Here is an 18,607-nt window from a genome sequence, read left to right on the forward strand (position 1 = left end):
GTGTCAATAAATTGTCAAATTAACTGCTCAGTCTTCTGGGGTGAAATTTGCGATGACCGTAAATCTTAAGTCTTTAGAGAATCCAACTTATATAGCGGCCGATTCCAAAACCGCTTCTAACACTAAGAGAACCAGCTACGTTCCATCGAACCATCGACGCATTCTTTGCATCTTTCCTAAGTATAGCCGCTCTTTTGGTACTTTTCATTACGCCTACCCACTGATGGGTAATGTCCGGGCTTTTATGCCACCCCAAGGTATTTTAATTGTGGCTGCCTACTTACCTCAAAAATGGGAAGTGCGGTTTATTGATGAGAATGTCAAATCAGCAACCAGGGCTGATTACCAATGGGCTGATGTGGTAATTGTGAGTGGAATGCATATCCAAAAACCACAGATTAATCAAATTAATGAACTTGCCCATCGAGCCGGGAAAATCACAGTCGTGGGTGGCCCTTCGGTATCTGGGTGTCCAGAATATTATCCTGAATTTGACATTTTACATTTGGGTGAGTTGGGAGATGCTAGCGATCGCATGATCGAGTATCTAGACCAAAACTTAGAACGTCCTCAAAGGCAAATCCGCTTTGAAACGAAAGAACGTTTACCTTTAACAGAGTTCCCAACTCCAGCTTATCATTTGCTGGATATCGATGATTATTTCTTAGCAAATGTGCAGTTTTCTAGTGGTTGCCCTTATCGCTGCGAGTTTTGTGATATTCCAGAACTCTATGGCAACAGTCCCCGGATGAAAACACCAGAGCAAGTGGTTGCCGAGCTAGATGCAATGCGACAATCTGGCAATATGGGGGCAGTGTATTTTGTCGATGATAACTTTGTTGGCGATCGCCGCGCTGCCATGAAGTTACTTCCTCATCTGATTGACTGGCAAAAACGCAATGGCTACCCCATCCAGTTTGCCTGTGAAGCAACCCTCAACCTAGCTCAAAGCCCAAAACTGCTGGAGATGATGCGCGAAGCCTATTTCTGCACGATCTTTTGCGGTATCGAAACACCTGAACCAGATGCTCTCCATGCTATTTCTAAAGATCAAAATCTGAGTATGCCAATCTTAAAGGCAATTCAGGTTTTAAATAGCTATGGCATGGAAGTAGTTTCAGGAATCATTATCGGGTTAGATACAGATACACCAGAAACAGCAGACCGAATTATCGAATTTATTCGGGCATCTCAAATTCCCATGTTGACAATTAATCTACTTCATGCTTTGCCTAGAACTCCGTTATGGCGGAGGTTAGAAGCAGAAGGACGACTCGTATTTGATGAAAACCGGGAATCAAATGTTGAGTTTTTGATGCCCTACAAGCAAGTTGTCGAGATGTGGCGGCGCTGCATCACAACTGCTTATGAGCCGGAATTTTTATATGAGCGGTTTGCTTACAATATGGAACACACTTATCCAAATCGCATTGAAGTACCTAACAGTCCTGCTCGCACTTCTGGGGCTAATATCCGTAAAGGTTTAACTTATTTAACTAATATTTTGCTACGGATAGGCTTATTTAGTAACTATCGTCAGACTTTCTGGAAAATGGCCAAGCCAGCGCTGAAGGCAGGTAGTATTGAAAACTTGATTCACGTTGGACTTGTGGGACATCATTTGATTAAGTTCGCACAAGATTGTTCCAAAAACGAAGAATCAGCTTCTTTTTATTCCCAAAAAATCCTCACAAAAGTTCGTAGCTAGCTCTCAAAACAAGGAACATCACATTAGTTATTCCCAGTCATAGGCCAATACAGTTCAGTTAAGCATTTCTTTCTTTTCTTTGCGTCCTTTGCGTCCTTGGCGGTTCGTTAAAGAAATTGACTTTGACAAAGAGCTTTAGCCTTAACTGAACCGTATTGAGTCATAGGCTGGGAATAAGATAACTCTCCACTTTCTTAGGACTTACGCAATAACTCTCTGAAACTCTCATTCCTTTGTGTCCTACCCTGCGGGAAGCCGCTTCGCGTCTATGCGCCTTCTCTAACGAGACGCTGCGCGAATGCGGTTCGTTTTTTCATTATTTTGCGTAAGTCCTGTTTCTATCTCAGTCAATTACGAATTATTTTAACAGGGCATCAAAGTATTCAATCTCCCCAGTACAGCCATATCTTCTGCATCTAACTCCGTCGGAATGCCACTGCGAATCAATTCGGAAAAGTCTTCATTGGGAACCATCACAGTCAACGTATACAAGCGAGTAGAACCAGTATTTTTAATCAAATGAGTCCCAGTGGGAGGCACTAATAAACTATCTCCAGCTTTGATCGTGGCACTCTTGCCGTCACACATAGCGATCGCTTCGCCTTTGAGGACAAAAAACATTTCCACCGCCCACTGATGGCGATTTGGCGGTGTTTGTCCACCGACATCAAAAATTTCTATACAGCAAGTTAAGGAAGTATTAGCATTTGTCGAATCGAAGATAATTGCTAATCGATTAGAGTCATTGGGACTAATGCGATATACTTGGTAATCTTTGGGAGACTTGATAACCGGAATTACACAACGAGTAGCGTACATTTATTTATCCCCTCTCAAGTTATCAATGGGTATGAAAATTCCTAAAATCTTAGTCTTGAATATTAAGTTGTGAGTTGTCAGAAATGACGCAAACAATGCCAGTAAAAAAGATTTTCAGGTAGGGGCAATTCATGAATTAATTGCCTCTACTTTGTGGGTTATGCGTAAGTTTTAAGTTGTATAAATGACAAAATCACTAATTGCTAAACACTAAATACTCCTCATTCAACCAATTTTGAATTTTGGATTGAAGGAAAAATCTAAAATCTAATCACTCCTCATTCTTTTGCAGCGCTGTTAAAATCTCGTGGGAGTCAGTGACAAAACCGAAGCATTGTTTAACATTGTACAACGTTGCTAGCCAACAATATTCAGGCGAAGTAGTAGCGCTACAATCTTTAACTAACACGCAGTCATATCCTAAGAAATTGGCATCACATAAGGTTGTTAGCACACACTGATCGGCATTAACACCAGCAAAAAATAATGTTGTGCTTCCCAGATTCCGCAAGATACTATCTAATGGGGTATCCCAAAACCCACTCATGCGATATTTGTCCACACGAATATCTTCAGGAACCTGTTCTAGTTCGTCTACTACTGCCGCGGCCCAACTACCCGCCATTAGTACTCTTGCACCATTGCTTGGTAGTGGATCGCCTAATCCCACGCCTGCCCCTGTGGGGTTATAGACATGACGCGAACCAGCACTAATATTGAGCAAGTCGGGACGATTCCCCCAATTTATCCAAATGACTGGAACACCTGCTTCACGAAGTTCTGGAAGTAAGTTATTCAAAGGTTTAATCGGCTGACGTGCTGGAGTTACATCCACGCCAATATGCGCTAACCAGCCATCAGGGTGACAGAAGTCGTTTTGCATATCAATGACGAGAATAGCGGCTTTTGCCAAGTCTAAACGCAGGGTTTTAGTTTCTGTTGATAAAATAACGGGTTGTGGGGGTTTTTGAGGACGAGTGATATCTGCGATCGCATCATTCACTGTCCACGCATTTGGTGAGACTCCCAATGTCCGAAAAGGCAAATTCATAAAATTGCAATACCCTACACCATTTTCTATCTTGTAACTTGAAATTCAGTTGAAAATACAATTACTTAATCAAGGTTAAATATGGTAAATTTCACTATTCAGAATGTTTTAATTGCCGCCAGTGATGATTATGCAACGGTAGATGTACAGATTGTAGACGGTGCAATAGCTGCACTTGCCCCGAATCTACCAGTAATAGGCACTGTCATAGATGGCAAAAATAAACTGCTGCTACCTGGTTTTTTCAACGCCCACACCCACTCATCAGAGATGTGGCAACGTGGGATCATGTCAGTTTTGCCTTTAGAATTATGGTTGGCGGAACTGTATGATTTTGCCCCCATCGACACTGAACAGGTTTATCTCAGCGCCTTGGGTACTGCGGTAGAAACCTTACTTTCTGGCGGCACAAGTGTAGTAGATCACCTAGTGTTAATTCCCGGACTTGAGTTAGAAACGATCGCTATTGCAACTCGCGCTTACAGAGAAGTTGGAATTCGTGCCTTTATCGCCCCCTTAATTCAAGATGAATCCCTTAGCGCAGGGATTCCATCTGGAGAATCAGCAAGAACTCATGAACCTTATCATCGCTCAACTGCGGCAACATTGGAAATCATCGAAGAGGCGGTGAGACAGTTTCATCGTCCAGATGAGGGTGTAAATATTTTGGTCGCACCAACGGGGATACAATTGTGTAGTGATGCTTTATTTACAGGATGTATCGAGTTAAGCGATCGCTATAATCTTTGTCGTCACTCCCATTTACTTGAAACTAGGGCACAGGAAAAACTCGCCCAAGAAAAGTACGCTTGTACTGCCGTGGAACATTTGAAAAGAATCGGGTTTTTGAGCGATCGCACTTCACTTGCTCATTGCGTTTGGTTAAATGATGCGGATATCGCCATCCTCGCCGAAACTGAATCTACAGTTGTTCATAATCCCTTAAGTAATTTGCGTTTAGGCAGTGGCATTGCCCCAATTTTAAAATATCGTCAATCTGGAGTAAATGTAACTTTTGGTTGTGATGGTGCTTCTAGTAATGACTCCCAAGATTTGCTAGAAGCAATCAAAATGGGTTCTATTTTACATAATATTACAGACTCAGATTATCAATACTGGATTACGCCCCGACAAGCAGTAGAAATGGCATCTTTAGGAGGTGCGAAGGGACTGAATTTGGCAGACAAACTCGGTTCCCTTACTGTGGGAAAACAAGCAGATTTAGTACTTTATGATCTCACCAATTTATCATTGCTTCCGCGTACAGACCCCATTGGTTTATTGGTTTTAGGCCGTCCTACCAATGTTGTTAATAGTGCTTGGGTTAATGGCAAGCAAATTGTTGCTGATGGTAAAGTTACCACAATTAACGTTGATGAATTGCGAAAAGAATTATTTAATCGCAGTCAATGGGAGACAAAGCGTAAGTCTGAAACCGTCGCGCAAATTGAAGCACATTATCGCACAGTTATGGGGTTGTGAAAGACAAATAAATACAGAAATGCGGCAAAAAATTCGTACTTTTAGTAATTAGTTTTTGTACTTGTTTTGATAAAAAATGATGCTTTAGTATGGGTATATTTCAAGATTGGTTCTGGGAAATTAATGAGTGCGGCCAAGGGCCTCATTACTATTTCAACGCTACTTTTGCTCCGTCTGATGCTAAACGCCTTGCTGCTTTGGTGCGCCAGCATCCACTGCTTGGCTTTGAACACTGCAATTTTGTTGGCAAATTAATCAATGCGCCATGTGGAGATGCCAATACTCCAGGTTCTTACGATTTGTATGTTGACCAGAGCAACTATGCTGAAGTTATGTCGGGTATACAAAGAGATGAACCTATAGTTACTGTTGCACATTATGTCTGGCAAATTATTGGTGTTTGCGATCGCAAATTTGGCATTGAGTGTGGTTATGGTGGGATAACTGGCACGCATAATCAAGCTGACACCTCACTAATTATGGCGCTGGCGCAGTCACCAGAACTCACCTTAGTTGATTGGAGAGTCGTTTCTGGCGGAGACGGTTACTCATCGGTGTTTTTTAGAACTGGCAAATCAGCCGCAGAACTGCTTGCTTACTTGCAGATGAGGCCGGAAAAGCCTGACTTTGTGCAAATAGAAAGAGAGCTACGTCTAGCTTTATCAGATCCAGCATTGTCTAAAATTTATCGCTTGGGCGAGTGCAAAATCAATGGCTGGCGGCTGGAAGTGGTCGTTTTGCATAATATTGAAAAAATCACAAGCAGCTATGGTGGCGAAGGATGGGACATGACACCACACGTTATCAAGCTTGACAAAATCGCTCAAACTGTTAGCGATAAGTGCAAAGTTCCGAGTTGTGCAGGGGGCGCAGCACATGCGCCAGATGATTTCTACACACTCATTGGTAGCCATCTCAGCTTTGGCTACCCACGCCACGAGGAGTAATTTCAAATCGGAATTTGAATCACAAATTCTGTACCCTCTCCCTGTACAGAATTTACTTCCAGAGTACCGCCATGTTTTTCTACAATAATTTGACGTGCGATCGCTAATCCTAATCCTGTACCTTTACCTACAGATTTAGTTGTAAATAAATGGTCAAAAATCTTTTGTTTGACTTCATCAGACATTCCCATACCATTATCTTGAATGTAAATTAAAACATGATGTTTGTCTTCGCTAAAACAAGTTTTAATCTCAATTTTATTATTAATATCGTGAAAATTACGTCCAATATTAAACTCCTCTAAAGCATCAATGGCATTTGCCAATAAATTCATAAATACCTGATTGAGTTGCCCAGGAAAACATTTGACTAAAAATATATCTCCGTATCTTTTCACTACTTGAATATCTGGATGTAATTCCGATGCTTTTAAGCGATGCTTGAGAATTAAAATCGCGCTGTCGATACCTTCATGAATATTAAAAGCAACTTTGTGTTCTGTATCTGCCCTTGAAAAGGTTCGCAAACTGTTGCTAATACTCCGAATGCGGTCAATCCCTAATTTCATCGAAGAAATAAGTTTTGGCAAATCTTCTCGGAGATATTCTAGGTCAATGGCTGCAATTTCTTCTTCAATTTCTGCACCCGGATTCGGAAATTTTTCCTGATAGAGGTCGATGAGGTGAAACAAATCTCCAACAAAATTAACCGCAGGTTGAATATTACCTGCAATGAAGCCTACAGGGTTGTTGATTTCGTGAGCTACACCTGCAACTAAGTTACCCAATGCTGACATTTTCTCATTTTGTACTAGTTGTAGTTGCATCTGCTGTAAATCTGTAATAGAGTGTTCTAACTGTTGGGCATTCTCTTGCGATCGCTGATAGAGAGAAGCATTTTCTAAAGATATGGCAGCTTGAGAACACAGTAGGTTGATTACTTGGAGCCTATCGCGTGTAAATACTCCTGCAATTAGATTATTCTCTAAATAAAGGATGCCCATTAAGTTTCCTTGATGGAGAATTGGAGTACATAGTAAACTCTTAGGTTGTTGTTGGATAATGTAGCAGTCAGAGGCAAAGGAGTTTTCTCCAGTTGCATCATCAATTACCAATGTTTCTAAGGTGCGTTTAACATAGTTGATGAGAGTTAGGGGAATATCTTGGCTGAATTCAATAGGGATAGATTGCAGAATAATTGGCACTTTCTGAAATGTTGCGTAGGCGTAGCCCGCACTTCGACTTGGCTCAGTGACCATCGTAGACATCGCTTCGATCGCCCAAATATTATCCTTGAGTAAAATTAGAGCACATTTTTTAGCTCCGGTATTCTCCATTACCACTTGCATTAATGTAGAAAGCAACTTATCTAAATGAATTTCGCCAGACAGTGCTTGCGAGGCTTTGAGAACACTTGCGAAATCTAAAGCCTCTGAAATACTGGTGCTACTGGATGAAATTGTCATACCAGCAGCAAAAGTAGATAGAGACATGCTATGGAGGCTAGATGCTGTTTCCGTGGGATTGAGCCGAATTTTTTCCCATTGGAGAATGGGGGCGAGTAATTGAGGATAACGTTTTTCTAAGTCATAGACTTTGGCTTTAGCACCCCAACGAACATAGCAGTAGTAAGCGTTTGTTAGATAAGTTTGGGCAATTTGCTCTTTACCCCATGTCAAATAAAATTTGGCAGCGAGTTCGTGAGCAAGAGCTTCTTCTTGGATATATTCGTTTTCTTTAGCTCCATGAATGGCGCGATCGTACATTTCCATTGCTTGAATATATTCACCGAGAATGCGATAGCGTTCAGCCTCTACTAAGTGAAACTTATGTAAATGATTCATCGGCGCATGATGCGCCCAATTATGCATTTTTTCCTGATTGGCTGTAACCCGTTTGAGGATAAATGCTTGCCTCTCTTCAGAAGCATCAGGATAAACAGCTAATTGGCTCAGAGAATCATAGAAATGAAATAGAGGAACAGTAATACTTCCAAGAACACTTTCTAAATAGTTCTGTGCTAATTCAGCATTTTCAATAGCATGAGTGTACTCAGAAAATAAATAACAGATAACTAATTTATTAAAGTACAAAAAACAAATTATGGTTTTATCATTACCTTGCTGATGAAGCGGCAACATGATTTCTTCATTGTAAGCATCACCAATTAAACAGCAAGGATTTTGATTTTTTGAAAGTAAGTTAAGCACAACCTGCCGAAAGAGTTCATTTTTATGTAGGGATGGTTCTTGACGGATTTGTGCTAGTCCCTGGCTATATTTTGCTATTTCGTCTGCTATAGAAGATAATTCTTTTCCAGCTAAATATGAATTAAAAGAATAAATCCATGCACAGTAACCTGCAAATTCTAAATCTCCTATTTCTAGTCCGCTAGAATAGGCTAACTGCAAAGGTTTAAATATTTCTTTAATATGCTTTTTCCAAGAATTCAAAGAGCCATAAATACTCGTATATGTCTTAGCTAGGAATTCTTTAGCATTCAATTTTTCTAACAATTTGAGAGTTAGCTGACCGAATTTATAACCAGATTCAACATCTCCAACAACAGCACACAGAATCAGCCCGTAGCACGAATATCCATAGAGAGAATTAGCAGTATTTCCATACTTGAGGGATAAACTAACCTGTTTAAATAATATTAGGGGATAGAGTACTGGGATAACTAGATAAGCAGGAGCAGCTATATTTGTCAGGATATTCATGGCTGCTAGTTTATCTGGTTCAGTCATTAATTTTAGCTCTAGTAAGTCTTCAATGGGTTTTCCCTCTAAAGCTAATTGTGTCTCCTGTAGTCCACGGGGAATATCTGCTGGTGTTGGCTGTTCAGGCAGTTCTATGCCTAATAGCTTAAGAACTTGGAGTCCCGTTTTTATAGCTTCCAACATCCTATTTTGTGCTACATGAGATAAGATTCTAACTTCGTAGGCTTTGACTTGATCAATCAGTGTTTTGCCATGTTGCAATATTTGTTGCACTCCTTGTTCCATCTGTTCAAAATCACCGTTCAGATGGGCTACTTCGGCAGATGTTGAGTACAGTGCCAAAGCCAACTCATATTGATGTTGCCAACAATTTTCTGTGAGTAACCGAATGCCAAAATTTGTGTACTCTATAGCAGCTTCATAAGCAATCGAAATCCTCGCTTTATGACTTGCAGTTAGGTTTAACTTTGCTAGTTCTTCTTGTTCCTCTGGCTGAGTAATTAGTTCAACTCCTAAATTTAACTGATTAACTAATTTAAAGATATGTTCTTCGCGCTCTTCAATCGCAATATTCCTCAACATTAATCGCCCAATTTTGAGGTGTACTGTCTGTTTTTGATCTTCAGGAATTAGAGAATAAGCAGCTTGTTGAACACGATCGTGCAAAAACTTGTAGGAACAGGAGCCAGAATTTAGCATCAAGGAATCAGAAGCAATCACAGATTCTCCTGACTCCTGTTGATAAAACTTATAAACTTCAGTTGTGGGTATGACTAAACCTTCTTGCAAAGCTTTCCATAAGTCTGCTGCTGTCTCCACTAAGGATTTTTCATGGACAATTGCTAGTGTTGTTAAGTCAAACTGATTATCAATACAAGCTGCAAGCTGCAAAACTTTTTGAGTTGCTTCTGGTAACTTCTGCAACTGAAGCACCATAAACTCTACCAAATCATCAGTAAATGCTAATGCTCTAACCTGAGCAATGTCACATTGCCAATGACCCATGTCAAAGTTATAGTTAATTAACTCTTGTTCATACAGTAATTTGAGAAATTGATTAGTAAATAAGGGGTTGCCTTGAGTCTTTTGATATATTAAATCGGTGAGAGGTAGGGCAATCTCTAACTCACATTTAAGAGCATCAGCAATTAGATAATTTAAATCTGTGTGCTTGAGAAGAGCTAAAGTAATAGTATTAATATTTACTCCAGATTTATGAATTTCTTCTAAGGTCAACATCAACAAATGTGCTGGATTGACTTCATTATCCCGATAAGCGCCAAGCAATAACATATAGTGAGTTCCAGTTTCACTCATCAGCAATTGCATTAATTTCAAAGATGCTGAATCTGCCCATTGCAAATCATCCAGGAAGATTACTAAAGGATGCTCTTTGGTTGTGAAAACTTGGATAAATTTCTGAAATAATAAATTGAAACGATTCTGTCCAGCAATCCCTGAAAGTTCAGGTACTGGCGGTTGTTTACTAATAATTTTTTCTAGTTCTGGAATAACTTCGATAATTACTTGAGCATTCTCACCCAAAGCTGTCAGAATTTTGATTTTCCATTGTTCAAGTTGGGTATCCGTTTCACTAAGCAATTGCCCCATTAAATCCCGAAATGCTTGTACAAAACCTCTCAAGGGAATATTGCGTTGTAATTGATCGTATTTCCCTTTGATAAAATAACCGTGCGATCGCACAATGGGTTTATGGATTTCGCTAACAACAGCAGTTTTACCAATACCAGAGAAACCTGCGACTAAAATCATTTCTACCCCCCTGAATCCCCCCTTGTTAAGGGGGGATTCAGGGGGGTTAGCTACTCTGTCAAATGCTGCGAGTAAGTTTTCTACTTCTGCTTGCCGACCATAGAGTTTTTCTGGGATGATGAAGCGATCGCAAATATCTCGCACGCCTAACTCAAAGGCATCAATACTGCCAGTTTCTCGCCACTGATGCCAGCAAATTTCTAAGTCATATTTCAACCCCAATGCAGTCTGATAGCGATCTTCGGCATTTTTCGCCATCAGTTTGCCGATAATTTCAGACAAAATTAGGGGAATCTCAGGATTCAGACTATGCACCTGTGGAGGAACCTTTGCCAAGTGGCAATACACCAACTCCATCGGTTCATCTGTGCTAAAAGGTAACTGTCCGGTGAGCAGTTCAAAAAAAGTGATGCCCAAGGAATAAAAGTCACTGCGATAGTCAATTCCCCGGTTCATTCGTCCGGTTTGTTCGGGAGAAAGGTATGTCAACGTCCCTTCCAGAATATTTGGATTAGTCAGGGTTTGGGTTTCTCTGGAAAGTAAAGAGGCGATACTAAAATCGATGAGTCTTATGTCTTTTGTGATGGGGTTAATCAAAATATTGGCGGGTTTGATGTCTTTGTGAATCACTCGGTTGTGATACAGTCCATCAAGAATGGAGACAATTTGCAAAGCAATATGAAAAAATGCCTGCAACCCATCAGCAGTTCCCCCCATTCCCCTATCTCCCCACCTCACCATCTCTTCTTGGAGAGAAATACCACCCAAGTCTTCCATGACTAAGGCATAGCTGTTTTGATAGTTCTCCAAGCTATAGGTTTTGATAATCCCATCAATATCTAAGTTTTTAGCAATGGTGTACTGATTTCGGAACCGCACGAGTTCGTAAAATGTGGGATACTCACGCCGCAACAGTTTAATCACTACTGGCATTTTGTCTGATTCTCTAATGCCGCGATGCACTAGGGTTTTAGAGCCAGAATAAATTAGCTCATGTATTTGATAACCGGTTAGTGCCACCATAATTTGCTTTTCCTTGCAAGGTTAATTTTTTCCTGTTTATATTGATTGTTCCCATTAATACAAATGTGCTTAAGGTTTGGGAAGGCGATTTTGTAACAAGATATGAATTTGCGATCGCTAATTTCTTGTTTACAGCATCAAAACTCTAGTAATTGACTACAAAGCCACAAAATAAGGCAGATTTTTGTGTATGCTTTGTGTCCAAGTGCCTTAGCGATACCTTTTTGGGAGTAAACATGGAACGCGCCATCTCTGCGTTGGGAATCTTAGTTTTTATCGGTATATCCTACGCTTTTTCGGTTAATCGTCAAGCGGTGCGTTGGCGCATAGTGGCGTGGGGTTTGGGATTAGAATTTGCATTGGCAATCGTGATTCTTAAAACTCCTTGGGGTTTGACTGTGTTTAAATTTCTAGGAGATTTTGTCAGCAAATTTTTAGCATTTTCTGATGTTGGTGCCAAATTTGTGTTTGGAGAAAATTTTAAGGATCATTTCTTTGCCTTCCAAGTGTTGCCGACAATTATCTTTTTCTCTGCCTTTATCAGTGTCTTATATTACTACGGCATTTTACAGCGAGTGGTAAATGTAATGGCGTGGGTAATGATGAAGACGTTGAAAACATCGGGTTCTGAATCTTTATCTTGTGCGGGTAACATCTTTTTAGGGCCAACAGAGTCAGCACTGATGGTTAAACCTTATATAGCGAAGATGACGCAATCAGAACTTCATGCCGTGATGACGGGTGGTTTTGCCACAATTGCAGGTGGAGTACTAGGGGCATATCTTTCTTTTGGGATACCAGCAGAACACCTAATTGCTGCTTTTTTTATGACTGCTCCCACATCATTGGTAGTATCAAAATTGCTGTATCCAGAAACAGAAGTATCAGAGACGCTTGGTGAAGTAAAGGCAGATGTAAAAACCAATTATGTAAATGCAATTGATGCTGCTACAGCCGGAGCAATTGATGGTGTGAAACTAGCGGTTAATGTTGGGGTAATAATTATTGCCTTTTTAGGATTATTGGCTGCTTTAAATGCACTACTGGGCTGGTTGGGGGCATTTGTGGGTTTACCGCAACTGTCATTACAGTTGATTTTGTCTATTTTTATGGCTCCCGTAGCGTGGCTGATGGGCGTACCTTGGGCTGATTGTCAGCAAGTGGGGGCTTTGTTGGGTACAAAGACAATTCTCAATGAGTTTATTGCTTTTTTGGATTTGAAGGCATTAATTGAAAGTGGTAAAATTTCCCAACGTGCAGTAATTATTGCGACTTACGCCTTATGTAACTTTGCAAATATAGGTTCAATTGGCATTACCATTGGCGGTATTACTGGGATAGCACCTAATCGCCAACATGATTTAGCTCGTATGGGAGTAAGATCGATGATTGGCGGATCGTTGGCGGGTTTTATCACCGCTTGTATTGCTGGGATGCTGATTTGAAGAAGAAATTAAGAGTAAGACTAAAATCGATCCAAACTAGTTTTAGCACCCCGGCACCCGTGAAAAATGGGCATAGTAAACAATCCCCACGCTAAACCCGTAATCAACCCAAAAGGTGTAACCAGATAATTATTAAAACTCCACAAACCGAAAATTTGTGCTGCCAATTCTAAAGGATAAGCCATCATCAGCACACTGGCGATCGCCACACCACTCCATCCATACTGACTTAACCAGTAAAATCCTTTACCACCAGTTAGCCCATATAGCAGGCGAGTAATCAGCAAACCGGTGACAGTGCCGTAACAGCGCATACACACAGCCATAATATATGGTGGTGCCAAATCTAACCCCATAGTTGGTTGCGGACACACATGATTACCCATGAAATAAATGATGTCCGCAATCCCAGGAAGCAAAGACACTCCAGACGCAGCCAAAAAGGGAGCAAGTGGCGGGCCAAAAACCATCCCTACTAACAAGAAATCAGCAATCAAACTTACCCAATTAACCTGAAACTCTTCCCTGAAAGCTACTCTTGTCATTTCCTTTCTTCGCGCCCTTCGCGCCTTCGCGGTTCGTCTCTTAACCTACCTTATTAACATAAGGACTTGTCAACTTATCCAACTGCTGAATCAACAGACTCAGGAACAATCCCACATCCGTCACCACACCCACTGATTCTACAGAACCGCGATCGCTTAACTTAGTCACCACAGCTGGATTAATATCCACACACACCATCTTCACCCCCGCCGGAGTCATATTTCCCACGCCAATGGAGTGCAGCATTGATGACAGCATCAAAATCATTTCCGCACCTTCTAGGTGTTTGGCATATTCCTCCTGTGCCTGAATCAAATCCATTTGGGTATCAGGTAAAGGCCCGTCATCCCGAATCGATCCCGCCAGCACAAAAGGTACATTATTTTGGACACACTCATACATCACACCACTCTTAATTGCCCCCGCCTCCACAGCTTTGGAAATGCTGCCATAACGACGGATACTATTAATTACCTTCAGGTGATGGCGGTGTCCACCACGAACTGCGACACCCCGCTTCATGTCTACACCCAAGGAAGTGCCCATGATATTTTGCTCGATGTCATGAACTGCGATCGCATTTCCACCCAGCAGTGCTTGTACATATCCTTCTCGAACCAGTTGGGCCAAGTGTTCGCCACCACCAGTGTGAATCACCACGGGGCCAGCCGTGACAACTACCTTACCACCAGCATCGCGGATTTTCCGTAATTCCCAAGCTACTTGTTCAACCACCAATTCCACGCGCCGTTCGCTGGAAACGCCCGCCGACATGAAACTGAATTCTTGGGTACTGCGTTGTTCGCGCGATTCCGTTTTGCGAATAGTACGGATACCGAGTACATCTACAATTACTCGTTCGCCAACTTCTAAATCTCGTAGTATTTTACACCTAGCTACGAAGCCAGAGGGGGTTTGAGTAATTGCGATCGCGCCATCCATACGCTGATTTTCTACCTTGATCCACTGCCCATTAATTCGGACTTCGGTAGGATAAATTGTACTGACGTAGAAATCATCGGGCGCTACACCATTTTGGATCACAGGTTCCAAGATCGCGTCTCGCTCATCATGGGGTAAATCTACTGCACCCAAATCAATCAATAGAGAGATGATTTCTTCCATCACCTCATGAGATGGTGCTGATACCTTCACCTCGGCGGCGGAGGTACTTTGCCGTTGTTCTCCCAAGTTGAAATTCAGAACTTGGAAACTTCCCCCGGCATCTATAATCAAATCCAAGGCGCGGTTAATTAAGCCAGCATCCAGCAAATGTCCTTCCATGCGAATGATTCGGCTTTCTACCGAGACATTGGCATGAATTTCATCCCTAACTGGTTCCGTTACGCGCAAGGTTAAACATTTTGCTGCACCACCAGCTTTGAGAAATTCGGTAAGCGGTGTTTCCAGCACTTGGAAACCCACTTCTGCAAGGCGGGTTTTCAAAGCTTCACTCGCTTTGTTCATGATCACAATGCTGTCCACATTCACCGTATTACAAGCGAAGTTGACTGCATCGGCTTCAGCAATTGCAATTCGCTTTTCTGGTGCGACTCGCATTTCAATTAAGCGGTTGGAGTAAGAATCAAAAGCGCCTGGATAGTAGAGCAAATAACCATTTGCTAAGGGACAAAAACAGGTATCCAGGTGATAGAAACGTTCGTCTATGAGTCGCAAAGAGAGAACCTCTATATCCAGCCATTTAGCTAGATAAGGGTGAGAATCTAATTCTGAACGGAAACCGTATCCCGCCCATAACCAGCGTCCTTCTCGATCTAAGAGTGCATCTCCTGCACCTTCAAAGGGCAAATCTTTAGGAAGTTCATTGACTGTATAACCATTTTCTTCAAACCATTGTTTGAAGAAAGGTTCCTCTCCCTGACGTTCTTTATGTAAAAAGCGACTGAGTACGACATTTTCACCCAGTACCAAGCCAGCGTTGGCGGTAAAAACTAAATCAGGCCAACCTTTTTGGGGTGGTACTAAGTCTACAATGGCGTGCTGTTTAAGGATCTGGTGTAATCTCTGCCACTGTTCCACGGCGCGATCGCGCGATGATTTGTGAATATTCCCTTCCATCCAGGGGTTAATCACATAGTCTACATCGTAGTGGTCAGGAGGACACATCAAAAAGCGAATACGGGAAGTCATAAAAATCTTACAAGCGTTTTATATGCTACTATACTAAGGGTCTATTTTGGGATGCAGATTTAGATTTCCTGACATTTAGCGCAAATCTACTACTACAGCTTCTATCTTTGTGATAGTTGAAAGCTTTACAAAGGCTTCGTCCTTAATTCTATTACTGGAAGATGGTAATAAGTAGAGTCGGTGGCAAAATTAGGATAGTTTTGGCGGCCCTAAATGTTTTACTAGTGCTGAGTGAGTCTGTTTTGAGCAAATATGTGGAGGCTTTAAACAAACGTTAACCTAACTCTTTAGTTTCAATCCTACTCAAAGGTGTATTTATAATATCTTAATATTAGCTTTATTAAATATTTTTATTTTTCACACAAGTATTTTACATCTACGCTACAAGTATCATGTAGGAATCCTATTTAATTTTTGCAAAGTAAAGTACGAGTTAAAGAGCCTTCTTGCCTATTACCTCTTGCGCTGCGCTTCTCTACGAGAGGCTTGTCTGCGACACGCTCCGCGAACGCGAACCATGCAAATAAATTTCAAAAATCAAAGCAGACTGCTATATATCTATAGGAAGCATCCCAATTTTTTAAAAATTTACGAAACTGAGACACAAATCCTTTATAAATGTCTTCCCTTTGCGGAAATCCAGTTCTCTCCGAGAAACTGCACGTAGCTTGTTTCAATCTAGGAGTATACAGTACATTTATCCATTCTCTTATTCCTGTCCTAATGCAGCGAAATAGTAAATTTAAAAATCTAGGATGCTCCGTATCCATATTTCTATATTATTTAATTTATACTATAAAACAACAGATAACCAATTGCATTTAGTATGATATCTTGTTGCTAAAATCTGCAAAATTTTTAAAGTTCATTCTATGGATAGAGGATACTTTTGGCTCATATATTCATAAACAATTTGTTTGACACTAATTGAGTGTTAAATTGTGAGAGCATATCTAGATATTTACTGTCGCTTTTATATCTAAGATGTTCAAAACAAATAGTAAAAAAAGAAAAATAAAATATTTGGCAGTTTTGTTATTAGTTTAATAGCTGAATATTAAACCTAGTCTACCTTGAGAAGCGTAGTTTTTTAGATTGGGTGCAGCGATAGCGTAACCCAACATAAATTAGGTGGTAATGTTGGGTTGCGTTTCACTCCACCCAACCTACATAAATATATCTTTTAAAAAACTCTAGGTTTCAACATAGATGGAACCTTTTATCGCGATAAGAATAAAATTCCATCCCCGTTCATTCATGCTTTGAGGAGATCGAGAACTACATGAGAAAGCAATTGTCAAAAAGCTGGCTTACTTCTCTATTTTGGTTACGTTTTTTAATTATAATCCTATTAGTAATAGGTGTATTTGTCCGTTTCGTCAATATTGATAAAAAAGTCTATTGGGGTGATGAAGTTTTCTCCTCATTACGCATATCGGGTTATATGCAGTCAGAAATGAATGAGCAGTTAAGCAATGGTAGTTTGCTTACTATAAAAGATTTGAGTAAATACCAATATCCCAATTCTGAAAAAAATACAATTGATACAATTAAAGGGATTATTGTAGAAGACTCACAGATTTTGCCGCTATACATTTTAATGACTAGGTTTTGGGTACAACACTTTGGTGATTCTGTAGCATCGGTAAGAAGTTTTTCGGCATTCACTAGTCTGTTCACTTTTCCTTTTATTTATTTGCTATGTGAAGAATTATTTGGGTCTTCACTATTCGGGTGGATGGCCATCGCTTTGGTAGCTGTTTCACCTGTTGAGGTCGTGTATGCACAAGAAGCACGAGCATACAGTTTATGGATAGTAGCCATCTTAATGTCGAGCTTCGCTATGCTGCGAGCCATGCGTCTTAAAACAAAGGTTAGTTGGTGGATTTATTCAGCAACATTAGTAGTAGGGTTTTATACTCATATATTTTTTGCTTTGGTTGCTCTTGCACAGGGAATTTATGTAATTACAATCGAACGCTTTCGATTGAATAAAATCACAATTGATTACCTAATTTCACTCTTTGCAGGGTTTATAACTTTTGTACCTTGGCTTTGGATTATTATTACCAACCCTCAGCCACAAGCAGTAGCTTGGGCAAATGCTAAACAAACGTTCTTTGGATCAGTTGAAAGATGGGCTGGTATCTTGAGCCGCGCGTTTCTTGATTTGGGTATTAGTCCTAGTGATTCAGGAAGAATTAAGTTTGCATTACTTCCATTTGTTATAATTATTTTCGCTCTAATTTTCTACTCAATTTATATTCTTTGTCGAAGCACACCTAAAAAAGTTTGGTTATTTGTCTTAACCTTGATTGGATCGCTAGGGCTTCCCCTATTCATATTGGATTTTGTCTTTCAAAAGCGCTACGCTACTACTCGATATACCCTTCCCTTAACTTTAGGCATACAATTAGCTGTTGCTTACTTGCTTACTACTAAATTAACTTCTATTTCTCCTAAAGTGTGGCAAAGAAAGCTCTGGCTACTTGTTGTATTTATGATAATTACGAGCGGAGTGATATCTTGTAGTCTCAACTTGCAAGCTAAGATTTGGTGGAATCAATTCCCTGAAAAATACCAAGAATATCCGAAAATAGCTAACATCATTAGTCAAAGTAATCAACCGCTTTTAATTAGTGATGGTGGCATAATTCCATCGATTCAAATGCTTGGTCATTTAGTTGATCCCAAGGTGCAGTTTCAAATTGTCAAAAAGAATAGCTTACCTGAAGTTACTAATGGTTTTACTGACATATTCTTGTTCAATTGCTCTGATTATTTAAAAGCGGGAATTGAGAAAATTTATAACTCCAAGTTACAGCAGATAAACAACTTACTGTGGAAAGTAACAAAATCCACCTAAACCAAGGAAACGATCGCACCTAGGCTTTAAAAGCAGACGGTTAGTATTTGAATATCGTTACTAGGTTAAAAGT

At 40.5% G+C, this 18,607-nt stretch carries 10 protein-coding genes; 5 read left to right on the forward strand and 5 right to left on the reverse strand.

Annotated elements, in window-relative coordinates; genetic code table 11:
* Positions 1-52: 52 nt before the first annotated feature.
* Positions 53-1,708 (forward strand): B12-binding domain-containing radical SAM protein, encoded by a 1,656-nt coding sequence (locus G1O98_RS10835; protein WP_163928797.1) that lies wholly within the window; start codon positions 53-55, stop codon positions 1,706-1,708.
* Positions 1,709-2,071: 363 nt separating this feature from the next.
* Here the strand turns inward: G1O98_RS10835 and G1O98_RS10840 are convergent, their stop codons facing one another.
* Together G1O98_RS10840 and G1O98_RS10845 are read right to left on the reverse strand one after the other, a co-directional pair.
* Complete coding sequence (locus G1O98_RS10840; protein WP_163928798.1) at positions 2,072-2,527, reverse strand: cupin domain-containing protein; 456 nt, start codon at positions 2,525-2,527, stop codon at positions 2,072-2,074.
* 271 nt (positions 2,528-2,798) lie between these two features.
* A complete protein-coding gene (locus G1O98_RS10845) occupies positions 2,799-3,578 on the reverse strand; it encodes a cysteine hydrolase family protein (protein ID WP_163928799.1) in 780 nt (259 codons plus the stop codon).
* 81 nt (positions 3,579-3,659) lie between these two features.
* Here G1O98_RS10845 and G1O98_RS10850 point away from each other — a divergent pair, with 81 nt between their 5' ends.
* Both G1O98_RS10850 and G1O98_RS10855 read left to right on the forward strand, forming a co-directional pair.
* A complete protein-coding gene (locus G1O98_RS10850; protein ID WP_163928800.1) occupies positions 3,660-5,060 on the forward strand; it encodes an amidohydrolase in 1,401 nt (466 codons plus the stop codon).
* Between the two features lie 89 nt (positions 5,061-5,149).
* The gene (locus G1O98_RS10855; RefSeq protein WP_163928801.1) at positions 5,150-6,007 is read left to right on the forward strand and encodes a hypothetical protein; all 858 of its coding nucleotides are present in this window, start codon (positions 5,150-5,152) and stop codon (positions 6,005-6,007) included.
* Between the two features lie 2 nt (positions 6,008-6,009).
* On the opposite strand, the gene G1O98_RS10860 is transcribed toward G1O98_RS10855, so the two are convergent.
* Entirely contained in the window at positions 6,010-11,526 is a 5,517-nt protein-coding gene (locus tag G1O98_RS10860) for an ATP-binding sensor histidine kinase (RefSeq protein WP_163928802.1), read from the reverse strand.
* A 236-nt stretch (positions 11,527-11,762) separates the two neighbouring features.
* Here G1O98_RS10860 and G1O98_RS10865 point away from each other — a divergent pair, with 236 nt between their 5' ends.
* Positions 11,763-12,971, forward strand: coding sequence for a NupC/NupG family nucleoside CNT transporter (locus G1O98_RS10865; RefSeq protein WP_114085216.1), 1,209 nt, complete (start codon positions 11,763-11,765; stop codon positions 12,969-12,971).
* A gap of 20 nt (positions 12,972-12,991) precedes the next feature.
* Here the strand turns inward: G1O98_RS10865 and G1O98_RS10870 are convergent, their stop codons facing one another.
* Entirely contained in the window at positions 12,992-13,516 is a 525-nt protein-coding gene (locus tag G1O98_RS10870; RefSeq protein ID WP_163928803.1) for a DUF2085 domain-containing protein, read from the reverse strand.
* 40 nt (positions 13,517-13,556) lie between these two features.
* A complete protein-coding gene (locus G1O98_RS10875; RefSeq protein ID WP_163928804.1) occupies positions 13,557-15,668 on the reverse strand; it encodes a TIGR00300 family protein in 2,112 nt (703 codons plus the stop codon).
* A 1,282-nt stretch (positions 15,669-16,950) separates the two neighbouring features.
* Here G1O98_RS10875 and G1O98_RS10880 point away from each other — a divergent pair.
* The gene (locus G1O98_RS10880) at positions 16,951-18,534 is read left to right on the forward strand and encodes a glycosyltransferase family 39 protein (protein WP_163928805.1); all 1,584 of its coding nucleotides are present in this window, start codon (positions 16,951-16,953) and stop codon (positions 18,532-18,534) included.
* The last annotated feature ends 73 nt before the right edge of the window (positions 18,535-18,607 follow it).

Origin of the sequence: Nostoc sp. UIC 10630, assembly GCF_010747425.1 — a bacterium.
In the GTDB taxonomy this organism is placed as follows: Bacteria; Cyanobacteriota; Cyanobacteriia; order Cyanobacteriales; family Nostocaceae; genus Nostoc.

Bases quoted from the DNA above. Each gene is read 5' to 3' on its own strand.
- G1O98_RS10880 (WP_163928805.1), top strand. From the start codon at position 16,951: ATGAGAAAGCAATTGTCAAAAAGCTGGCTTACTTCTCTATTTTGGTTA.
- G1O98_RS10840 (WP_163928798.1), bottom strand. From the start codon at position 2,527: ATGTACGCTACTCGTTGTGTAATTCCGGTTATCAAGTCTCCCAAAGAT.
- G1O98_RS10865 (WP_114085216.1), top strand. From the start codon at position 11,763: ATGGAACGCGCCATCTCTGCGTTGGGAATCTTAGTTTTTATCGGTATA.
- G1O98_RS10855 (WP_163928801.1), top strand. From the start codon at position 5,150: ATGGGTATATTTCAAGATTGGTTCTGGGAAATTAATGAGTGCGGCCAA.
- G1O98_RS10845 (WP_163928799.1), bottom strand. From the start codon at position 3,578: ATGAATTTGCCTTTTCGGACATTGGGAGTCTCACCAAATGCGTGGACA.
- G1O98_RS10860 (WP_163928802.1), bottom strand. From the start codon at position 11,526: ATGGTGGCACTAACCGGTTATCAAATACATGAGCTAATTTATTCTGGC.
- G1O98_RS10835 (WP_163928797.1), top strand. From the start codon at position 53: ATGACCGTAAATCTTAAGTCTTTAGAGAATCCAACTTATATAGCGGCC.
- G1O98_RS10875 (WP_163928804.1), bottom strand. From the start codon at position 15,668: ATGACTTCCCGTATTCGCTTTTTGATGTGTCCTCCTGACCACTACGAT.
- G1O98_RS10850 (WP_163928800.1), top strand. From the start codon at position 3,660: ATGGTAAATTTCACTATTCAGAATGTTTTAATTGCCGCCAGTGATGAT.
- G1O98_RS10870 (WP_163928803.1), bottom strand. From the start codon at position 13,516: ATGACAAGAGTAGCTTTCAGGGAAGAGTTTCAGGTTAATTGGGTAAGT.